The following is a 19,069-nucleotide window of genomic DNA, read 5'->3' on the forward strand; positions in this document are numbered from 1 at the left end:
TGAACACATATCGAACTGTTTCGGCTGTTCTGTCTGTATCACGAACACTCTGCAGGCCATCACGGTATCGAGTGCCATTCGCGGCACAGAAGGACAGCCACCCTCGAGCAGCGAGACGTGATTCAATCGTCGATGGAACCGTTCGACTCGTCCGGGGTACCGTGACCAGTATCGCCGTCGGTCACAATTTGAAGCGTCCCTCTCATTCTACTTTCTTGAGGAGTACAGCGATATTACTCGATGAGCAGCGCTCGAGACCCAGCGTAAAACTGTGTTCACGTGGTGACGATCGGTCACTCGAGGCGTGACGTCAGCCACGTTACTGTCGAGATCCACACGGTTGGAGGCGTACAGTACGGGCAGACACGTCCGACAACAGCTATCGTGGTTCATTTCACCGGACGATTTCCTGAGACATCTGCATCGTTCAGGGTAATCGAAATCGGTTCGTTTAACCTGCTGAGGCGAGAAGCCCGAACCGCGTGCGAGGGTAGCCAAGCGGCCAACGGCGGCGGACTCAAGATCCGCTCTCGTAGGAGTTCGTGGGTTCGATTCCCTCCCCTCGCATCGTAACGAAGCGCATGCACGCGCTGAGTGAGATGCCGGAGGGATTGAATCAGGGAGCAGGTTTCCTGCGACCGTGGTTCGATTTCCTCCCCTCGCATCCCAGTGCGGCGCGAAAGCGCCCACCAGGGATGCAGAAGGTCCTACGCGGGATCTTCCCTCGCAAAACTACTTTCGATACCACTCTCGAGGAGCGACTGCGCTCGTCGGCCACCCCACCCGAGCGACTGTGCCCTCTCTCGAGCGCTCGAGTCAGGTAAGCATCCTTAAGCGTCGCGACGAAAAGGGTCTCGTATGCACCCACGCGATCTGTCCGACCACGTCGCCTACCAGGCGGGTCGAGGCATCGAGGAGGTCGCCCGTGAACTCGGGCGCGATCCGTCGACGTTCGTCAAACTCGCGTCGAACGAGAACGCCCACGGCCCCTCACCGGCGGCCGTCGAGGCCATCGAAGCCGCTGCACCAGGGGTCAGCTCCTATCCAAAGGCGACACACGCCGACCTCACCGCTGCAATCGCCGACCGGTGGGACGTCGAGTCGCCGCAGGTCTGGCTGGCGAACGGCGGCGACGGTGCGATCGACTACCTCTCGAGGGCGATGCTCGAGCCGGGTGACGACGTGCTCGTTCCCACGCCGGGATTCGCCTACTACGGCATGAGTGCCCGATTCCACCACGGCGACGTCGCCGAGTACGAACTCGAGCGAGCGAACGACTTCGCCCAGGACGCGGACACCATCCTCGAGGCGTACGACGGCGAACGAATCGTCTACCTCACGAGCCCGCACAACCCATCGGGCTCGACGATCGACCTCGAAGCGGTCGAGGAAATCGCCGGCGAAACCGACGAGGAGACGCTGGTCGTCGTCGACGAGGCCTACGGCGAGTTCGCCGACGTCGACAGCGCCGTGGCCCTGCTCGAGGGTCGAGACGGTTTCGCGAAACGCGACGATGTGGCCGTGATCCGCACGTTCTCGAAGGCGTACGGCCTCGCCGGGTTACGTCTCGGCTACGCCGTCGTTCCCGAGAGCTGGGCGGACGCGTACACGCGGGTGAATACCCCGTTCGCCGCGAGCGAACTGGCCTGCCGGGCCGGACTGGCCGCCCTCGACGACCACGAACACGTCGAACGGACGATCGAGACGGTGACCGCCGCTCGAAAGCGGATGTCAGAGGAGATCGATGCCCACGTCTGGCCGAGTGCGGGCAACTTCGTCCTCGTCGACGTCGGCGAGGCGACGCCGGTCGCTGACGCGATGCAAGAACGCGGCGTTATCGTCCGTGACTGTACGAGTTTCGGGCTGCCTGGGTGTATTCGGATCACCTGTGGCACCGATAGGGAGACCGGGCGAGCGATCGAGACGCTCAACGAGGTTCTCGAGGCGGGCGCGACGAACCTATCCAACCGTCCGCAGACGGGAGGTGCCTGACCCATGCGCGTGGCCATCACCGGCACGCCCGGAACGGGGAAGACGACGGCCTCGTCGCTCCTCGAGCCCCGTCTCGAGGGTTACGACGTCATCCACCTCAACGAGGTACTCGAGCGGGAGGGGCTGTACACCGAGGTCGACGAGGAGCGAGACAGCAAGGTCGCCGACCTCGACGCGCTCGCGGCGTGGCTCGAGGGACGGAAGGACGTCCTCGTCGAGTCGCACCTGGCTCACCACTTCGAAGTAGACCGGGTCGCCGTGTTGCGGTGTGAACCATCGCAACTCGAAAATCGGCTCCGCAATCGGGGGGAATCCACGGCGAAAGCCCAGGAGAACGCCGAAAGTGAGGCCCTCGACGTCGTCCTCGCGGAAGCAGTCGATATCCACGGGCAGGAATCGGTCTACGAAATCGACACCACCGACCGTGACCCTGAAGCGGTGGCGGACGACCTCGAGGCGGTCGTTCGCGGCGATCGGGAACCGAGCGCTGGCACCGTCGACTTCGTGGGGTACCTGGCATGACGCTGGATAAGCTTCGTCCGTACATCTCTGGGTTCCTCGATCCGTTCGTGAACGGGTTCGATCGGGTGGGGATGACGCCAGACGCCGTGAGTGTGATTGCCGGATTGATGGCAGTCGCCGCGGCGGCCGCGTTCTACCTCGGCGGTGTCGCCCATCCGATCTGGTACGTCGGCGGTGCGATCTTCGTGTTCCTGAACGGGTGGCTCGACATCATCGACGGCGCCCTCGCACGGAAACAGGAGGTCGCCTCCGCCGCTGGTGACCTGCTCGATCACGTCCTCGATCGCTACGCCGACATCATCGTCATCGGCGGCCTCGCCGCCGGTATCGGCGACTATCTGCTCGGCTTTCTGGCGGTCACTGGCGTCGTCATGACCTCCTACCTCGGCACGCAGGCGCAGGCCGTCGGCATGGATCGCGTCTACGGCGGGCTGGTCGGTCGAGCCGACCGCCTGGCGATCATCGGCATCGTCGGCTTTCTCGCCTATCCGCTCGAGACGGTGGACATCGCGGGGCTGGGTCTGATCGGCTGGCTGCTGGTCTTCCTCGCCGTCATCGGGCACATTACGGCCGCCCAGCGGTTCTTCTACGCCTGGAACGTACTCGACTAGGTGAACGGATTGCACCCTCGTGTAGACGGAACAGTCCCAGCGCCGTATCCTTTATCACGAGGGACGCGCTAGGGTCGATCATGGTTCAGTGCGAGATGTGTGGCGCCGAGACGTCGTCCCCGAAGACCATCAAAGTCGAAGGCGCGAAGCTGGACGTGTGTTCGAACTGTACTGATTTCGGAACCGAGGTGAAAACACAGTCCACGAGTTCGAGCACGTCGACGAAGTACTCGACGGGATCCGGTAGCGGGTCGGGATCCCAGTCGAGCACCAGTGCGTCGAGTTCGGGCGGATCGAGCGGATCCGGGCGATCGCGTCGCCGGGACATGTTCGACGACATGGACGAGATCGTTCCCGACTACGACGATCGAATTCGCAACGGACGGGAGCAGAAAGGCCTCAGCCAGTCTGAGCTGGCGAACGAACTCAACGAGAAGGCCAGCCTGATCCACAAACTCGAGCGCGGCGACACGCTTCCAAGCGACCGCGTCCAGGGCAAACTAGAGGGGTTCCTCGAGATCAGCCTCACCGGCGGGGGTGGCTCAGCCGAGGATTCCGACTGGGACGGTGGGTCGTCGACGGGCAGTTACACGCTCGGTGACGTCGTCAAACGGAAGGACTGATACGGTTTACTGTTACTTTTCCGGTGATTGCCGATCTGATAGGGCAACTACCGGTAAGAGACTACAGCAGACCATATGAGCGACGGGCTGGCGGGCGCTGACAGCTATTCGGGAGTCAGCGATCTCACAAACTATTTTGCGTGCGGGCACCGCGTCTCCAGTATGTTCGTGCTGATCAATCTCAAGACCTATCCGTGCGACCCCGTTTCGGTCGCCCAGGCCGCTAGCGACGTCAACGAGACTACCGATGCCCGCATCGGGGTCGCAGCCCAGGCACCACACCTCGAGCGCGTCGCCGCTACTGGCGTTGAAACATGGGCCCAGCACGTCGACCCGATCGAGTACGGGAGCAACACCGGACACACCCTCGCCGAAGCGGTCGACGACGCCGGGGCCGTTGGCACGCTGATCAATCACTCCGAACGCCGACTGACGCTCGCCGATATCGACGGCTCCGTCCGGGCGGCCGAGCGAGCCGGCCTCGAGACGGTCGTCTGTGCCAACAATCCGGCCCAGATCGGTGCCGTGACCGCACTCGGCCCCGATTCAGTCGCCGTCGAACCGCCCGAACTGATCGGCACGGGAACCCCCGTGAGTCAGGCCGATCCGGACGTCGTCGAAGACGCCGTCGAGGCAGCGGCCCAGGTCGACCCCGACGTGACCGTCCTGTGTGGTGCCGGCATCAGCACCGGTGAGGACGTCGTCGCCGCCGGCGAACTCGGCTCGAGCGGCGTCTTGCTCGCCAGTGGCGTGGCGAAAGCCGACGACCCGGCGGCAGCACTGGCCGACCTGGTCGACCCACTCTGAGAGCGATGAGCCAGGAGAACCCGATCGAGGTCACCCTCGAAAATCGCCTGATGAGCCAGGGCGTCTACATCGAGGCGTACGAATCGACCGAGGGAGGCACTCGGATCGAGTACGAGATGGTACACGACGCGCCGGGCGTTACCACACACGAGGTCAGCATCGTCGTTCGGACAGTGCTCACCATCGTCGAAGAGCGCCCGGAGTGGGAGCCGGGGAGACTCGAGGCGGTTTCCACAACGACCGACGGAGCTATTCGTGGTACCTGGTTCGTCGACGCATCGTGGTTCGAGCAACTCGGAACCGAACTGAGTGAGGTCGAGTTCTCCCAGCGCGTGCTCGATACGGTCAATAATAAATATTCTGATAGTTAGACAGATTCATTATTGAGCACTGTCTTGAGGGCTGTAGACTAGCCAATGACCGGAGAACAGGTGTTCGTGTCCCACGCACCAGTCGACCTCGAACTGGTACAGGAGCTGTTCTCGACGGTCAAGAACTTCCCGTTCGGCGTCCACATCGCGCTCGAGGAGGTCGAATCTGGCCGGTCGAGAAAACGGTTAGAGGGGAGACTCGCTAACAGCGACGTCGTCGTCGCGGTGTTGACCGACAATTCTGCGAACAGCCGGTGGGTCAACCAGGAGATTGGATACGCGCTCGCAAAAGGAATACCGGTGTTGCCGTTATACGACGACGAAACCCTTCGAGGTGGGTTCATAGACGGCGTCGAAGGCGTCGCAATCGATCGAGAGAATCCGTCGTTTACGATCTTCAACCTCCTCTGTCGGTTGCGAGGAGAACTTGCCCCACTGGGGGCGCTCTCGGTACCCAACTGGTACATCCGCTTTCCCTGTACCGTCCCCGACTGTGGGCATCCAGTGACGCTCGATATCACGTCGGGACAAACGAAACTGTGGAAACTCTCCCAGCACGGACAACGTCTCGAGACGTCGTGTGACGTCTGTGCAACGTCGTACTACTTCGATCCGGCGACGATCGGATTCCTCGGGCGAACCGAAGGCAGTGTCTGATCTGCACCAACCAGCTATTTGAGCCGATCGTAGGCTTCCTTGACGAGCTTGAACGCAGACTCGCTTCCGCTCCGTTTGTCGGGGTGGGCGTGTTTGATCTGGGTGAGAAATGCCTGGCGAATTTCCTGGGTCGTCGCGTCGTCGTCCACACGAAGAATCTCCCGCGCTTCGACCGTTCGCATTTTGACCCCGCTGACGACCCCTTTCTCTTCGGCCAGTTCCTTGCAGTCGGCACACATCTCCTCGGTCCGACCGTCGATCGTCGTCACGTGATAGCGCTCTTCGGTAACCCACTCGTGGCACTGACTACAGAGCTGTCGCCGCGTTGCGAGTTCAGTCGTTTCCACCCCTGATCCGGTATCCGGGTGAGTACGGCCACCCTCACCCTCAGTAGACCCGGGTGAATCGTCAGTTTGCCCTCTTCCCGCGCCGTGGCCGGGAACCTCTTCGAGGCACGCAGGACAGCAGGTGATGACGGTGCCATCGGTGAGGACGACGTCCTCGAGGTCGTTTCGCGAGAACGTCGACCGACAGCCATCGCAGGTGGCGTGCGTGTGCTCGAGCGAATCGAGTTTTCTGGCCGCCTCGCGGGCGTGTGGTTCACAGGAGGGACAGCAGGCCAGTCGTTCTCCATCCGGCATCGTCACGGTCGTGAGATGCTCGAGGGTGACGGCTTTCCCACAGCCGTCACATCGCTCGCGACGTTCGTCGACCACAGCCATCTGCCATTGGGTTCGTATTCGTGCTATATTAGTCCTCTCTTACCCAGACACGGTCGTGCGATCGGGACAACACTGGCACGGACAGTCCGGGACGGTACAGAACTGTTTCCATCGCGCGGTCGAACGGGTACGCAACGAGCGGCGAGAGTGGACTCTTCGCGCTGATCGTACACGATATCGGAACCGATTTCGATTGTCATTTGGATTCGTTACATACCTGGTGTGACAAATCTGAAACAGGCCGTCGAATGTATTCACTGATTAATCATTTTGAATGTGCCACTGGCACTCTCGGTTGGTAGCCAATTTAAGTCGTCCCAGTCATGCGGTTAATATCCTCCACCAATTATTTAATACAGATTTTATGTCATAACTGCCCGATAATCAGTGTTTGTTTCTAGCCCATGTGCGCGTGTATAAATGCTTCATAAGTTATGGCGATAATACGCTCTAAATACTGATTAGGGACGAATCCTATATCGGCTAATTATGGGAAACGCTTATATGCATATTCCTCATAGAATGAGATAGATTATGGCTGGATATTACGACATTGTTCTTGGACTTATCCCGGTCGCACTGCTCGGAATCACTGCCGCACTGACTGTCGTCGGTATTCCACTGACGACAGCGGTTCCGGTCAGTGCCCTCGTCGCGATTGGTGTCATCGGCCACGCAATGTTCGTCAACGCTCCGATCGATTCGTCGGAAGAGACTCCAGCCACCCATCCGACGATCAATTCCGACTAACGTCGTCTTCTGAGCCACGCTCTTTTTTATCGATCGCGCGCTTCGTGTTCGTATGACCGACCTCGTCTTTCTCACCAGTGAGGACGTCACCGGGCTTGCAACGGCAGCCGACTACGTCGACGCCGTTCGCGAGGCGTATCGACAGCGCGGTCAGGGCGCGCCAGCCGAACCACGAACCGCCCTGTTTAGATCGGAACCTGGCGGCCTTTTCACCAGCTATACGGCCCTTCTGCCCGAAACCGGCGCAATGGGTGGATACATGTACAGCGCCGGCTTCGGTGCCAAGGACGCCTGGTTCATGACGCCCCTTTTCGACGCCGATAGCGGCGAACCGCTGGCGCTGCTCGACGGCGCACACATGAACCCGTTCAAGACGGGTGCTGCCGGGGCCGTCGCCGTCGACGCACTCGCCCGGACGGACGCGCGTACGCTCGCGGTCATCGGTACCGGCCCGCAGGCACGCGGACAGCTTCAGACGACCGCGACTGTCCGAGACTTCGAGACGGTTCGCGTCTTCTCACCCACAAAATCGAACCGCACTGCGTTTGCCGCCGACTTCGACGACCGCCTCGAGGCCGACGTGGTCGCCGTCGACTCCAGCGCGGCGGCCGTCGAGAACGCTGACGTCGTCATTACGGCGACGACCGCGACCGAACCCGTCTTCGACGGCTCGTTGCTCGAGCCCGGAACCCACGTGACGGCGATGGGTCAGTACCACCCGAAAAAGCGCGAACTCGACACGACGACGATCGAACGGGCGACGTACGTCCCCGACCTCCGCGAGCGAGCGACGTCCGATGCTGGATCGTTTCTGGCGGCGCTCGAGGCCGGGGTCGTCGATACCGATCACATTCATGCAGAACTGGGAGAGGTCGTCGCCGGTGAACACCCAGGACGAACGAGCGACGACGAGATTACGGTGTTCGACAGCGGCGGGACGGGAATCGAGACCGTCGCTGCGGCGGCCATGTTGTACGAACGGGCGGTAGAACAGGGGCTGGGAACGACGCTGTCACTCTCACCGGCGAGCGAGGCGTTGACCGGGGAGCGACCCTGACACTGATACGGTCGGCTGTAGTCTCTTACCGGTGATTTCCCTCCCGGGTGGGCACTCACCGATAACAAGGTACAGCAAACCGTATGACTGCTCGCGGCTCGATTCCGTCTACCGGCGTCAGTCGCTTTCGACGCCGACGTCGTGGGCGACGATGGTGAGGTGGGTTAGTTTGGGCGGCAGGTGTTCGGGTTTGATGTCGATGGTCGGCTCGACCGTTTTCAGGAGCGGGTCGTAGGTCAGTTCCGCGTTCTGAGCGATCGCCATCGGCCCAGAGATGATCGAGCCGGTGAAGTCGACGCTCCCCGTGCCGATACAGACGTCCGCCCAGTCGGCATCGGGTGAACAGTCTGCATTGGGGGCGTACTCCTCGACCACGTCGTTCGTCCCCTCAGCCGGTTCGTCACGCGGTGCGTAGATCGTTCCCGTGAACTCCCCTTGCCCGATCGCGAATTTCATCTCGGAGGTCCCATAGAGCTGGAATCGCGACGGATCGTCCGATTCGACGGAAACGCCGCTGCTTCCGCCGCCGATCGCGACGTCGCCAGTGGTATAGACCCGGGCGACATTATTCGTTCCTTCCGCGCCAATAACCTCGATCTTCGCGTTATTGAGCCCGATGTAGCCGTCGACGACGAGCGTCACGTTCCCTTCGCTCAGATCGATCGTCAGGTCGTCCGGCAGCGATAGGTTATCCGTCAGGTAGGTGCCGTTCTCGAGCGTCGATCCTTCGATCGGTTGCGCGTCGTCATCGACCGTCTCGAGGAGGTACGCGATGTCTTCGTCGAGCGGACGCAAGTCGAACTCTTCACCGCCGGTACAGACGGTCGGTTCCTCGCAGGTGATATTGACGTCCCCGCTCGCCGTTATCGATCCGTTGACCGAGGGCGTTCCGCCGTTGTCCTTCACGTCCCCCTGTGCGTAGACGGCACCGTCGTAGGAACCGTCTGGCTGGGGTTGTCCAAGCAGAACGGTCACGGTCTCGGATTCGTGATCGACGCGTACGTACGACGCATCGACCTGGCGCTCGTAGTGTTCGGCCCAGCCGACGTAGTAGGGACTCTCGATCGTGATCCTGACGAATCGACCCGCAACGTTCGGGCCGTCGCGCGTCAGATCCTCGCTCCCGAGCTTCGATAGTCGAATCCGGTCGTTCGACACCGACTCGACGCCATTGAGGCGCGTGACCGGGAGATGCAAGGTTTCCTCACGGAACTCGACCTGCGGCCCGGAGAGGAGGCGGGTTTCGGTGCCGCTGCCGCGGAACACCGCTCCGCCCTCGTAGGCGACGACGGTGTCGCCGTCGCGGTACTCGATCGACCGGAGCGGTTCGTCGATAATCGGGTCGTCGACACCCGCAACCGTGATTGTCATATGGCCGGAGTCGACGAGCGAGACGTCCCCTTCGGCATCCTCGAGCCCAAGTGCTACCGTCCGCGTGTCACTGCTCGAGGCGGCGACCGTGTTCAGATCGGCACCGAGTTGCGTAAAGGATTGCTCAACCCGTTCGTCCTCGAGTCCATCCGCGGACGAGGACAACGAGGCGCTGCTGACGAGGAAGATTCCGATGCTCGCAACGGCGACCATGCCGATCAGCAGCGTCAGTCCGAGCACCGGTGTGAGCCCACGGCTATCACGCCACCGGCCGGTCATCGTGTCGCACCGTCCAAGCCGATTTCCTGTTCAAAACGTCGATACGAAAACCCCCGCTCTATGCCCCCCGAAATCCCCCGATTGAGTTGGCGCAAGCGGATCATATACGAATGAAACAACGTCACGGGTTATGATGTTTCCGCTACCTTCCATTTCGTGAACAAGAACGTTTCACCGATATCGATCGTAAAACCAACGTCGACTGGTGGACTCACTCTCGGCCGATTCGACCCACAGATCTCGTTCTCGAGACCGTGGCAGCGACCGGTTATCGGCCCTCCCAGTCGGGCGTTCGATCCTCGAAGAAGGCGTCGATCCCTTCGTTCTTGTCGGCGGTTCCGAATAACTGGGCAAACAACTCGGCTTCGTACTCGATACCCGTCTCGAGTTCCATCCGCGAACTCGCTCGAACCGCCTGTTTCGCGAACTCGAGGGCGATTGGACTCTTCGTCGCCATCGACTCCGCCAGGTCGTAGACGTGCTCGTCGAGTTCCTCGGGTGGATACATCGCGTCCACTAGACCGATCTCCCTGGCCTCCTCGGCGTCGATGAGTTCCCCGGAGAGGATCAGACGCATGGCCTGGCCCTCACCGACGAGTCGTGGCAGTCGCTGTGTCGCGCCACCGCCTGGGATGATCCCCAGGTTGATCTCCGGCTGGCCGAGTTTCGCGCGCTCGCTCGCGATGCGAACGTCACAGGCCTGGGCGAGTTCACAACCGCCACCGAGCGCGTGGCCGTTCAGGCGGGCGATGACGGGTTTCTCGAGATCGTCGACGTATTCGTAGACCCGCGGCCGCTTGCTCGCCTCCCGCTGTTCGATCGGCCCGCGCTCGCGAAGCTCCGCGACGTCCGCCCCGGCGACGAACGCCTTCGCCTCGTCCGCGCCGGTGAGCACCACGACGCGCACGTCGTCGTCCGTTTCCACGGCCTCGAGCGTAGCCTTCAGCTCCCGGCGAACCTGTGCGTTGAGCGCGTTGCGCGCATCCGGTCGATTGATCGTGATTGTCGCCACGTGCTCGACTCGTTCACCGATCTCGAGGTCGACCACCTCGCGCTTACTCCCGCCATTGTGCTCACCGCTTTCGTCATCGTCGCTCACTGCTCGTCACCCCCAGGTGCTGACGCGTACTCCCCGCTCACGCCGACGATTTCGCCGTCCTCCCACACGTAGAACCCTTCACCAGATTTGCGACCGAGCTTTCCTGCCCGGACTTTCTGGCGCAGGATCTGTGGCGGCCGGAACCGCTCGCCGAGTTCCTCGCGCAGGTGCTCGAGAATGTCGAGACGGACGTCGAGACCTACCACATCGCCGAGTTCGATCGGTCCCATCGGATGATTGTACCCCAGTTCCATCGCTGCATCGAGCGCCTGCGGGTCGGCAACACCCTCCTCGAGCATCCGCATCGCTTCGACGCCGAGGGTGACGCCGAGGCGGGAGGTCGCGAATCCGGCCGAGTCACGAACGACGACGGGCTCTTTATCGATCCCTTCGACGAAGGATTCGGCCGTCGCGACCGTCTCCTCGCTCGCCTGTTCGGGGACGACGATTTCGACGAGGCGCATCAGGTGAACCGGGTTGAAAAAGTGCAGGCCGATTGCCCGTTCCGGGCGCTCGAGCGCGCTGGCGATCTCGGTCAGCGATAGCGAGGACGTGTTCGAGGCGATGAGCGCGTCGTCGGGAGCCAGCGACTCGACGTCTTCGACGGTCTCCCGCTTCAGGGACATGTCCTCCGGGACGGCCTCGATCACCAGGTCGGCCTCTTCGACCGCTTCGGCCAGATCGATCGTTCCGTCGATGCGCTCGAGGGTGGCCGCTTTCGTCTCGGAACTGACTTTCTCCCGGTCGACACCCTCCTGCAGATTTGATTCGATGGAGTCGATCCCGCGTTCGACGAACTCGACCTGGATGTCCCGCATGACGACGTCGTGGCCGGCCATAGCGACGACCTGGGTGATGCCGTGGCCCATGGTTCCGGCTCCAAGTACACCAACGTTCATGTACGAAATGCCCGCGGCTGGCGGGTTAAACGTTTATCTCCGGCCTGGCGCGACTCCCAATCTACGCGAAAAGGAGGTGTGTCGTCCCGCTCTGGCTCACTCGAGCGGCCGAACCTTGAACCCGTAACGGGTGACGCCCTCCTGGGTGTAGATCCGCCTGATCGTCGGCTCGACGCGTCCGCCGACGCTGAATTCACCTGGTTCGGCGTCCGTTCCCATCGCCGGCGCTGAAACCGTCCCACCGGAACCATCCTCGGCCTCGAAGGCGACGATCACCGCGGCGTACTCGCCGGTCTGGGACTGGTACTCTGCGAACTCCGGCGGTGCACCACCCTGTGAGATGGTCGTGACGGCTTCGAGCCTGGCTTCGCCGGCGAGTCGGGTTTGCTCGTAGCCCTCGAGTTCCCCGCAGTCCGGACAGGCGCCCTCGGGAGGGAACGCGAGTGCGTCACAGGAGAGACAGCGTCCCGCGACGAGTCGGTACCGCTGGGGAAGCGACCGTTTCCACGTTGGAATGCTGACGTACGCACCACCCCCCGACGGTGGCCCCGACGTGACGACGCCACGCTCGCGGAGGTACTCGGCGTAGGAAACCGACGTCCCGTCCTCGAAACGGGTCTCGACCGGCACGGTACCATCACACTCGAGGACGAACGCGTCGCTTCCCGCTCCGCTTCCGTAGGAGACCCCGAGAATCGACTCCGCGCCGTTTTCGAGCGCCTTCGCCAGAGTCATTGGTACGCTTGCAGCACCGAGATCCCCGAGTTCGTGGACGGTCGCGTACTCGGTGATCGGCTCCGTCTCGAGGCCGAGCGCGCCGGCGACTCGATACGGGCGCTTGCCGTCGGGTGACTGGATCGCGGCCGCGTCGACGGCTCCGAGATAGTCGCTGTCGGTTTCGAGCGAGTCGACCGCGCCGGCCGTCGTTTCACGAAACGCCTGTCTATCGTACGCAGTGACGCCGAGTTCCGTGGCGGCGGCCGACCCAGGTTCGCGAAATCGGGTGCCAGGATACGCCGCGGTGTACTCGCCACGGTCGACGATTGCTGCCTGGCCACCGACCTCGAGGACGAACGCTGCTGCCCCCGCTCCGGCGGCGTGTTCGATGGCCTCGTCGGGGTGGCCCGCGGGGGCGTCAGCGGCGACGACCAGCGCACGGGTCGCGTTGCCGGCCTCGAGCGCGTCAATCGCCCCCCAGAGCGCGCGCGTGCCAGCGCGCGTACTCCCCGTGTACTGGTGAGTCGTCGCGTCCGCGGGGATCCCGCACATCGCTCGGACTCGGGCCGTCAGGTCGCCTTCCTCTAGTGGCGGGGTCGTCGAGGCGAAACCGAGCCAGTCGATCGAATCGACGGGGGCGGTACTGGAACCGCTCTCGGCCTCGAGTGCACCGGAATCGCCACCTACCTCGAGCGCCCGCCGAGCGGCTTCGACGGCCATCGTGAGAGCGTCCTCGTCCGCCGCAGGCACGGCTTTCTCGGTGACGCCTGGAGCCTGGAACTGGCCCCAGGCGTCCCGAAACTCGTCGGCGCTGATCCGAAACCGTGGGGCGTAGGCTCCGGCGGCGCTGATGCCGACCTGCCCCGGTTCGTCGTGTTCGCGGTCACGATCGGTATCGACGCTCATGCGCCCACCTCCTCGAGCGGCTGTCGTTCGAACACGTGCACCACGGCCGCGCCGCCGCTGCCGCCGACGTTGTGCGTGAGTCCACGTCTCGCTCCCTCGACCTGCCGATCGCCGGCCGTTCCCGAGAGCTGTTTGAACGCCTCGACGACCTGGCCGGCCCCCGTCGCACCGATGGGGTGCCCCTTCGATTTGAGGCCGCCGGAGGTGTTGACCGGGAGGTCGCCCTCGAGCGTCGTCGTGCCGTCGTCGATCAACTCACCGGCGTCGCCGCGGTCACAGAAGCCGAGATCTTCGTAGGCGAGCAGTTCCGCGATGGAAAAGCAGTCGTGTACCTCCGCGAAGTCGACGTCCCTAGGAGCGATGCCCGCCATCTCGTAGGCTCCCTCGGCCGCGCGTTCGGATGCCGGGATCGATGCGAAGTCCGCCCGCTGGAACAACCCCACGCGATCGCTGCCCGCGCCGACGCCGGCGATCCTGATCGGGTCGTCGGTGTACTCGGCGACCACGTCCTCGCTGACGATGAGCGCACAGGCCGCACCGTCGGAGGTCGGACAGCAGTGATACAGCGTGAGCGGATCGGCGACGACCGGCGCGGACTCGGCGTCCTCGAGCGAACACTCGAACCCGAGCTGGGCGTGCGGATTGGCCGCCCCGTTGGCGTGGTTCTTGACGGCGACCTTCGAGAGTTGCTCGCGCGTGGTGCCGTACCGTTCCATGTGGACGCTGGCCATCTGCGCGTAGGTGCCCGAGAAGGTCGTCCCGGAGAGTCGTTCCCACTCGGTTTCCCCGGAGACGCCGAGCCAGTACTTCGTCGCGTCGGCGCTCGTATCGCTCATGACCTCGAAGCCGCCCGCGAGGACGACGTCGGCCATCCCCGACCGCACCGCCTGGACGGCGTTTCGCACCGCGAACCCGCTCGCTGCACAGGCGTTTTCGACGCGCGTACAGGGAACGCCGTGGAGTCCGACGTGTTCGGTGACGGCGGGCCCGGAGAGCCCGAGTTGGCGCCCGCCGACGCCGAGGGTACCGATCACCGCTTCGTCGATTGCCTCGGGCTCGAGCCCCCGCGGCACGCTCCCAATCGCCGCCTCGAACGCCGTCTGAAACAGGGTTCGGTAGCTCTCCTCCGGGAACGCCCCAAAATCGGATTGCCCCGCACCCACCAGATATACCTCTCGCATACCCTTTCGTGGAACCGCCGGGACAAAATACGTGCCGGAGCCACGTGGCGAGGTCAGTACTTCGTGCGGAACCCGGTTCAAGGGTCACCATCGGATCGTGTCCGTTTCCGCGGAAATCAGGCTTGACGCTCGACAGAATGAGTTATATACTTACTATAGCAAATTACTATAGTTTCTGTAGTCCTGCTCAAGAGCGTGAAATAGGGTGTCCCGACACGACGACTCCCGGAATCTCAAATCATACGTCGGTGTACCGAAACGATTACCACCCGCTCGACCGACGGGCGGAATATGACTGGAGTCGACGGCGCTCGAGCGAGTGACAGCCGGTCACGCCGCTGGATGCAGATGCTCGCCATCGGACTCGTCGCCGGCCTCACGCTCCTCGTCCCCGCCCTCCGCCCGTTTCTGGCCGGGCTGCTCGTCCTCGCCGGGCCACTCACCGTCTACGGCGGCCTTCTCGCCTTCTTGCGTGGTCATCTCGGGATGCGGAGTGCGAGTCGACTGATGGCCGGATTGGTGTGTGGCGCGCTCACGCCACTGCTTCTCGGTCTGGCGCTGATCGTCGACTCGAGTACGGCCACCCTGATCGTCGGGCTCGCCGGGGTCGCCTGTAGCGCGCTCGCGCTGTTTTTCGCCGCCGCGGCGTTTACCCGCGAACGGACGACGACTGAGCGGTACGTCCCGCCGCTCGACGGGTGAGGGCGGGTTCGAGTCCATTCTGATCCCCGGCTTGACTGTTGGGACGATATCGATTGGTTTGTTCCGAACCACTCGAGTTCGACCGGTTCGTTCCGGACTACTCGAGTTCGACCGACGACACCGGTCGGCGGCGTCCCGCAGTAGCTCCGTGTCGTTCGGTACTTGCACGATCAATGAGAATTTCGGCTCCCTCGTATTTTGTCTCCGTGCCGGGAAGGACGGTGATGGCGTCCACCAGCAACGGTGCAACCACCCCGGCGACGACCGTCCGCGGATCCGACAACGGTGCTTCCACAACGACCCGATCGCCCGTCTCGAGTCCCCAGTCCTCGACCACCTCCCTCGCTGCAGCGAGCACCGTCCCGTGGTCGTACGTTCGTGTTCCGTTCGTGAGTAGCGGCGTCTCCGGATCGATCTCGAGCGGCGGGAACGACGGGTTCTCACTCCAGAGGCCGGCATCGAAGTGGTGGACGGCGGGATTCGTCGGCTTTCCGCCGTACCCCACCCGCTGGGCACCGGGTGGGAGATCGTACGTATCCAGTTCGTCCACGGGCGCGACGACGGTTCGAAGCCCGTCGATCGATCGACCATCTCGCGGCGGATCGAACCGAACCGTTCCCTCGAGCAGCCCAGTTCCGAATAACGCGAGGAGCGCGAGTGGCCCCGACCCCGAAATGCCGACCGTTACCCCGCGTCGAACGCCCGTGTGACGCAGAAAGTTCCCGGCCTTCCACGCCGACGTCCGCAACCAGTGGGCGTCGAACGTCCGTCCGGTTCCGTCCTCGAGAACCGGTCGCTCGCTCCGGCGATCGCGTTCGAAGCAGCCTCCGAGCGTGTCCATATCCGATGCTTGCCGGTACGGTTACAAAAACGCCTCCACTTCGAACCTGGTGACGACAGCCACTGCAACGGGCTGGGAGCCAATACCCACCCAGAAGAGCGCTCAGAAACTCCGTTTGATCTTCTCGAAGAAGCCCTCGCTCACTTCGATCTCCTCGCCGCCGGCTTCCGCGAACGCCTCGAGCGCTTCACGCTGCTCGTCGTTCAACGATTCCGGGGTGACGATCTGCACGCGGACGAAGAGGTCACCCTGACCGTAGCGCTGGAGCCGAGGCATTCCTTTGCCCTCGAGGCGGAAGGTCTCGCCGCTCTGGGTCGCCCTGGGAATCTCGAACTCGGCGGCACCATCGAGCGTCGGTACTTCGACCGTGTCGCCGAACGTCGCTTGCGGGAACGAGATCGGGAGCGTGTAGTACAGGTTGTCGCCGTCGCGTTCGAAGTCGGGGTGGTCGGCGATCGAGATATCGATCAGGAGATCGCCGTGGGGGCCACCGTTCGGACTCGGCGCCCCCTCGCCTTCCATGCGGAGCGTCTGCCCGTCGTCGATCCCGGCCGGCACCTCGACCGTCAGCGAAGCCTCGTTGCGGACGTAGCCCTCCCCGCGACAGTCGCCGCAGGTCTCGGAGTACAGCGTCCCTTCGCCCTCACACCGCGGACACGTCGTCGTCTGCTGGACGCGTCCCAGCGGCGTCTGCTGGATCTGGGTAACCTGCCCCCGACCCTGGCACTCCGGGCACGTGGAGGCATCCGCATCGGCCGGATGGCCCGCGCCGTCACAGGTATCACACTCCTCCGGTCGCTCGACGGTGAACTGCTTTTTGACTCCCTCGAACGCTTCCTCGAGGTCGATCTCGAGGCCCGTCCGCAGGTCACGGCCTTTCCGTGGTCGGTTTCGGCCGCGACCGCGACCGCCGCCGAAGACCTGTTCGAAGATGTCGCCGAGGCCGCCACCCATGCCGCCCATGCCGCCGAACGGATCGCCCCCAGCGCCGCCGAAGGGATCCTGGCCCGCGTCGAAACCGTGCTTTTCGGCCTGTTCGAACCGGTCGTGACCCATTCGGTCGTAGGCCGCTCGTTTGTCCTCGTCAGTGAGAACCTTCTTCGCCTTCTGGATTTTCTTGAACTTCTCTTCGGCGTCCGGCTCGTCACTGACGTCCGGATGGTACTCCGTGGCCTTCTTCCGGTACGCCTGTTTGATCTCCTCGGCGGAGGCGTCTTTGCTCACGCCGAGCACGTCATAGAAGTCCTCGCTCATTCGTTATCATCCGATATAGCGTTGAGACACTTGAAACGAACGTTCCTGTGCGCACCACGAGACTCGAGGGTAACCCGATCAGATCGACGTGACCACACGCAGGCACAGCCAGCTCGTACGGACTGATGAAACAGTTTACGGATACTATCGCGGGTTGGTACCCGTACCCACCGGCCGGGACGACAGACCGTCTCACTCCTTGCCTTGCTCAATCCTCGCCGCTACTCACGCGTACGCGGGCCGGACGAATCACGTAGTCCTCGAGTTCGAATCCCGGCGCAAAGACGTCGACGATCGTCCCCGCAGCCCACTCGCTCTCGACCCGCTCAATGGCTTCGTGGCGGTGCGGATCGACCGACGATCCCGGCTCCGGATCGAGCCGCGTGACGTCGGCCGACTCGAGTGCCCGATCGAACCGCTGGAGCGTCAACTCGACCCCCTCCCGAAGCCCGTCTCCGACGTCCTGCTCGAGGGCGCGAACCAGGTCGTCGCGAACGTCGAGAAACGACGAGAGCACCGACCCCGCCGTGCGCCGATCGCGATCCTGCTGTCGGGCTTCCGTACGGCGCTTGTACGCCCGCGCGTCCGCCCGGGACTGCTCGAGAGCCGACTCGAGGTCGGCGATACGCTGATCGGAGGCCTCGAGTCGATCCTCGTACACCTCGATCGTTTGCTCGCGGTCGTCGAGGGCATCTTCGAGTTTCTCGATGTCTGCCTCGAACTCGGCTGTGAGCTCCTCGACGTGTGTCGTGAGTTCTTCGATGCGTGCCTCGGGGGCAGCGGTCGTCGCCGCGGATCGGGTATCTGACCCCGAGGTCGACGTCGACGGCGACGTGTCCAGTTCGGCGGAAGTCGACTGGGCCGGTGACGATGATGAGACTTCAGCGCCGAAACCGGCTCCCGTAGCCTCTACGGGAGTACTCTCAGCAACGCTCCCGCCGCCAACGCTCTCTCCGGCACCCCCCTCGTCAGCGCGCTCGACGCCGATCGCCACGTACAGATCGCCGTACCCGTCAGCATCGAGTCGCGGCATCCCCTTCCCTTCGAACCGGAAGCGATCCTCGCCGTCCGTGTCGGCCGGGAGATCAAATCGGACGCCGCCGTCGAGTGTCGGTACCTCGATTGAACCGCCCTCGACTGCTCGCGCTCCTGATACCGACAGGTCGCAGAGAAGGTCGTCACCGTCGCGCTCGAACCGATCGTGCGCCGTCACGGTGACCTCGAGGAGGAGATCACCGGGGGAATCCCCGCCGTTGGCGGGTGTCCCCTCACCTTCTACCCGGAGTACGTGTCCGGACTCGACCCCCGGGGGAACCTCGACGGCGAGCGTCGCCTCCTCGAGGGTGGTACCCGCTCCCCGGCAGGTGGGGCATCGATCAACGACCACGCCGGCACCGTCACATCGTCTGCACGTCGTCGCATTCAGCCCGAATCGGCCCCTCGATCGGCGTGTGTTGCGTCCCCGACCACGACAATCCGGACAGCGTCGACTCGTCGCCGTCGATGGATAGCCCAGTCCGTCACACTGTGAACACGTTGCTGGCCGCTCGAGGCGTACCTGCTTCGTCGTTCCCGAGTAGGCGTCCTCGAGATCGATCTCGAGGGCCTTTCGGACGTTCTCCCCGGATTGTGATCGTCGTTTCATCGTCGCCTCGTCTCGTACTCGTTCCCAGTCGATTCGTCGAGTCCACAGTGAAGCGCTGGCTCA

General features: G+C 63.3%; 19 protein-coding genes and 1 tRNA gene. 11 read left to right on the plus strand and 9 right to left on the minus strand.

Features of this window, described 5'->3' with window-relative positions:
• The first annotated feature begins 484 nt into the window (after nucleotides 1–484).
• The 8 genes from NGM68_RS17860 to NGM68_RS17895 all read left to right on the plus strand — a co-directional run bounded on the left by NGM68_RS17860 (nucleotide 485) and on the right by NGM68_RS17895 (nucleotide 5,583).
• Nucleotides 485–567 (plus strand) — tRNA-Leu (locus NGM68_RS17860).
• Between the two features lie 291 nt (nucleotides 568–858).
• Nucleotides 859–1,992: a histidinol-phosphate transaminase gene (hisC, locus tag NGM68_RS17865; RefSeq protein WP_252699571.1), complete on the plus strand. Its 1,134-nt coding sequence runs from the start codon at nucleotides 859–861 to the stop codon at nucleotides 1,990–1,992.
• A 3-nt stretch (nucleotides 1,993–1,995) separates the two neighbouring features.
• On the plus strand, nucleotides 1,996–2,514 hold the full coding sequence (locus NGM68_RS17870) for an adenylate kinase family protein (RefSeq protein ID WP_252699572.1): 519 nt from the start codon (nucleotides 1,996–1,998) through the stop codon (nucleotides 2,512–2,514).
• Nucleotides 2,511–3,125, plus strand: coding sequence for a CDP-alcohol phosphatidyltransferase family protein (locus NGM68_RS17875; RefSeq protein ID WP_252699573.1), 615 nt, complete (start codon nucleotides 2,511–2,513; stop codon nucleotides 3,123–3,125). The genes NGM68_RS17870 and NGM68_RS17875 overlap by 4 nt, the downstream gene beginning before the upstream one ends.
• A gap of 80 nt (nucleotides 3,126–3,205) precedes the next feature.
• Nucleotides 3,206–3,748, plus strand: coding sequence for a multiprotein bridging factor aMBF1 (locus NGM68_RS17880; protein WP_425493585.1), 543 nt, complete (start codon nucleotides 3,206–3,208; stop codon nucleotides 3,746–3,748).
• 162 nt (nucleotides 3,749–3,910) lie between these two features.
• Nucleotides 3,911–4,555, plus strand: coding sequence for a triose-phosphate isomerase (tpiA, locus tag NGM68_RS17885; protein WP_252699574.1), 645 nt, complete (start codon nucleotides 3,911–3,913; stop codon nucleotides 4,553–4,555).
• A gap of 5 nt (nucleotides 4,556–4,560) precedes the next feature.
• Nucleotides 4,561–4,926: a DUF8159 domain-containing protein gene (locus tag NGM68_RS17890; protein ID WP_252699575.1), complete on the plus strand. Its 366-nt coding sequence runs from the start codon at nucleotides 4,561–4,563 to the stop codon at nucleotides 4,924–4,926.
• Between the two features lie 45 nt (nucleotides 4,927–4,971).
• Nucleotides 4,972–5,583 carry a toll/interleukin-1 receptor domain-containing protein gene (locus NGM68_RS17895; protein WP_252699576.1) on the plus strand — a complete coding sequence of 204 codons (612 nt, stop codon included), beginning with the start codon at nucleotides 4,972–4,974 and terminating at the stop codon, nucleotides 5,581–5,583.
• A 14-nt stretch (nucleotides 5,584–5,597) separates the two neighbouring features.
• Here the strand turns inward: NGM68_RS17895 and NGM68_RS17900 are convergent, their stop codons facing one another.
• A complete protein-coding gene (locus NGM68_RS17900; RefSeq protein WP_252699577.1) occupies nucleotides 5,598–6,305 on the minus strand; it encodes a J domain-containing protein in 708 nt (235 codons plus the stop codon).
• A 534-nt stretch (nucleotides 6,306–6,839) separates the two neighbouring features.
• Here NGM68_RS17900 and NGM68_RS17905 point away from each other — a divergent pair.
• Together NGM68_RS17905 and NGM68_RS17910 are read left to right on the plus strand one after the other, a co-directional pair.
• Entirely contained in the window at nucleotides 6,840–7,055 is a 216-nt protein-coding gene (locus NGM68_RS17905) for a DUF8015 family protein (RefSeq protein WP_252699578.1), read from the plus strand.
• A 52-nt stretch (nucleotides 7,056–7,107) separates the two neighbouring features.
• Entirely contained in the window at nucleotides 7,108–8,112 is a 1,005-nt protein-coding gene (locus tag NGM68_RS17910) for an ornithine cyclodeaminase family protein (protein ID WP_252699579.1), read from the plus strand.
• Nucleotides 8,113–8,229: 117 nt separating this feature from the next.
• On the opposite strand, the gene NGM68_RS17915 is transcribed toward NGM68_RS17910, so the two are convergent.
• The 5 genes from NGM68_RS17915 to NGM68_RS17935 all read right to left on the minus strand — a co-directional run bounded on the left by NGM68_RS17915 (nucleotide 8,230) and on the right by NGM68_RS17935 (nucleotide 14,564).
• Entirely contained in the window at nucleotides 8,230–9,762 is a 1,533-nt protein-coding gene (locus tag NGM68_RS17915) for a DUF7289 family protein (protein WP_252699580.1), read from the minus strand.
• A 268-nt stretch (nucleotides 9,763–10,030) separates the two neighbouring features.
• Nucleotides 10,031–10,810, minus strand: a complete 780-nt coding sequence (locus NGM68_RS17920; protein ID WP_425493628.1) for an enoyl-CoA hydratase/isomerase family protein — start codon at nucleotides 10,808–10,810, stop codon at nucleotides 10,031–10,033.
• Nucleotides 10,811–10,857: 47 nt separating this feature from the next.
• Nucleotides 10,858–11,760, minus strand: coding sequence for a 3-hydroxyacyl-CoA dehydrogenase family protein (locus tag NGM68_RS17925; RefSeq protein WP_252699582.1), 903 nt, complete (start codon nucleotides 11,758–11,760; stop codon nucleotides 10,858–10,860).
• Nucleotides 11,761–11,856: 96 nt separating this feature from the next.
• The gene (locus NGM68_RS17930) at nucleotides 11,857–13,383 is read right to left on the minus strand and encodes a zinc ribbon domain-containing protein (protein WP_252699583.1); all 1,527 of its coding nucleotides are present in this window, start codon (nucleotides 13,381–13,383) and stop codon (nucleotides 11,857–11,859) included.
• Nucleotides 13,380–14,564: a thiolase domain-containing protein gene (locus NGM68_RS17935; protein ID WP_252699584.1), complete on the minus strand. Its 1,185-nt coding sequence runs from the start codon at nucleotides 14,562–14,564 to the stop codon at nucleotides 13,380–13,382. The genes NGM68_RS17930 and NGM68_RS17935 overlap by 4 nt, the downstream gene beginning before the upstream one ends.
• A 291-nt stretch (nucleotides 14,565–14,855) precedes the next feature.
• Between NGM68_RS17935 and NGM68_RS17940 the strand changes: the two genes are divergently transcribed.
• A complete protein-coding gene (locus tag NGM68_RS17940) occupies nucleotides 14,856–15,266 on the plus strand; it encodes a hypothetical protein (RefSeq protein ID WP_252699585.1) in 411 nt (136 codons plus the stop codon).
• A gap of 97 nt (nucleotides 15,267–15,363) precedes the next feature.
• Here the strand turns inward: NGM68_RS17940 and NGM68_RS17945 are convergent, their stop codons facing one another.
• The 3 genes from NGM68_RS17945 to grpE form a co-directional block, all read right to left on the minus strand.
• Nucleotides 15,364–16,107, minus strand: a complete 744-nt coding sequence (locus NGM68_RS17945) for an acyl-CoA synthetase family protein (RefSeq protein WP_252699586.1) — start codon at nucleotides 16,105–16,107, stop codon at nucleotides 15,364–15,366.
• 102 nt (nucleotides 16,108–16,209) lie between these two features.
• Nucleotides 16,210–17,361: a molecular chaperone DnaJ gene (gene dnaJ, locus NGM68_RS17950; protein ID WP_252699587.1), complete on the minus strand. Its 1,152-nt coding sequence runs from the start codon at nucleotides 17,359–17,361 to the stop codon at nucleotides 16,210–16,212.
• A 208-nt stretch (nucleotides 17,362–17,569) separates the two neighbouring features.
• Nucleotides 17,570–19,006: a nucleotide exchange factor GrpE gene (grpE, locus tag NGM68_RS17955; RefSeq protein ID WP_252699588.1), complete on the minus strand. Its 1,437-nt coding sequence runs from the start codon at nucleotides 19,004–19,006 to the stop codon at nucleotides 17,570–17,572.
• Nucleotides 19,007–19,069: the final 63 nt, after the last annotated feature.

Source organism: Natronosalvus vescus, from assembly GCF_023973145.1.
In the GTDB taxonomy this organism is placed as follows: Archaea; Halobacteriota; Halobacteria; order Halobacteriales; family Natrialbaceae; genus Natronosalvus; species Natronosalvus vescus.

Bases quoted from the DNA above. Each gene is read 5' to 3' on its own strand.
- hisC (WP_252699571.1), top strand. From the start codon at position 859: ATGCACCCACGCGATCTGTCCGACCACGTCGCCTACCAGGCGGGTCGA.
- NGM68_RS17870 (WP_252699572.1), top strand. From the start codon at position 1,996: ATGCGCGTGGCCATCACCGGCACGCCCGGAACGGGGAAGACGACGGCC.
- NGM68_RS17875 (WP_252699573.1), top strand. From the start codon at position 2,511: ATGACGCTGGATAAGCTTCGTCCGTACATCTCTGGGTTCCTCGATCCG.
- NGM68_RS17880 (WP_425493585.1), top strand. From the start codon at position 3,206: ATGGTTCAGTGCGAGATGTGTGGCGCCGAGACGTCGTCCCCGAAGACC.
- tpiA (WP_252699574.1), top strand. From the start codon at position 3,911: ATGTTCGTGCTGATCAATCTCAAGACCTATCCGTGCGACCCCGTTTCG.
- NGM68_RS17890 (WP_252699575.1), top strand. From the start codon at position 4,561: ATGAGCCAGGAGAACCCGATCGAGGTCACCCTCGAAAATCGCCTGATG.
- NGM68_RS17895 (WP_252699576.1), top strand. From the start codon at position 4,972: ATGACCGGAGAACAGGTGTTCGTGTCCCACGCACCAGTCGACCTCGAA.
- NGM68_RS17900 (WP_252699577.1), bottom strand. From the start codon at position 6,305: ATGGCTGTGGTCGACGAACGTCGCGAGCGATGTGACGGCTGTGGGAAA.
- NGM68_RS17905 (WP_252699578.1), top strand. From the start codon at position 6,840: ATGGCTGGATATTACGACATTGTTCTTGGACTTATCCCGGTCGCACTG.
- NGM68_RS17910 (WP_252699579.1), top strand. From the start codon at position 7,108: ATGACCGACCTCGTCTTTCTCACCAGTGAGGACGTCACCGGGCTTGCA.
- NGM68_RS17915 (WP_252699580.1), bottom strand. From the start codon at position 9,762: ATGACCGGCCGGTGGCGTGATAGCCGTGGGCTCACACCGGTGCTCGGA.
- NGM68_RS17925 (WP_252699582.1), bottom strand. From the start codon at position 11,760: ATGAACGTTGGTGTACTTGGAGCCGGAACCATGGGCCACGGCATCACC.
- NGM68_RS17930 (WP_252699583.1), bottom strand. From the start codon at position 13,383: ATGAGCGTCGATACCGATCGTGACCGCGAACACGACGAACCGGGGCAG.
- NGM68_RS17935 (WP_252699584.1), bottom strand. From the start codon at position 14,564: ATGCGAGAGGTATATCTGGTGGGTGCGGGGCAATCCGATTTTGGGGCG.
- NGM68_RS17940 (WP_252699585.1), top strand. From the start codon at position 14,856: ATGACTGGAGTCGACGGCGCTCGAGCGAGTGACAGCCGGTCACGCCGC.
- NGM68_RS17945 (WP_252699586.1), bottom strand. From the start codon at position 16,107: ATGGACACGCTCGGAGGCTGCTTCGAACGCGATCGCCGGAGCGAGCGA.
- dnaJ (WP_252699587.1), bottom strand. From the start codon at position 17,361: ATGAGCGAGGACTTCTATGACGTGCTCGGCGTGAGCAAAGACGCCTCC.
- grpE (WP_252699588.1), bottom strand. From the start codon at position 19,006: ATGAAACGACGATCACAATCCGGGGAGAACGTCCGAAAGGCCCTCGAG.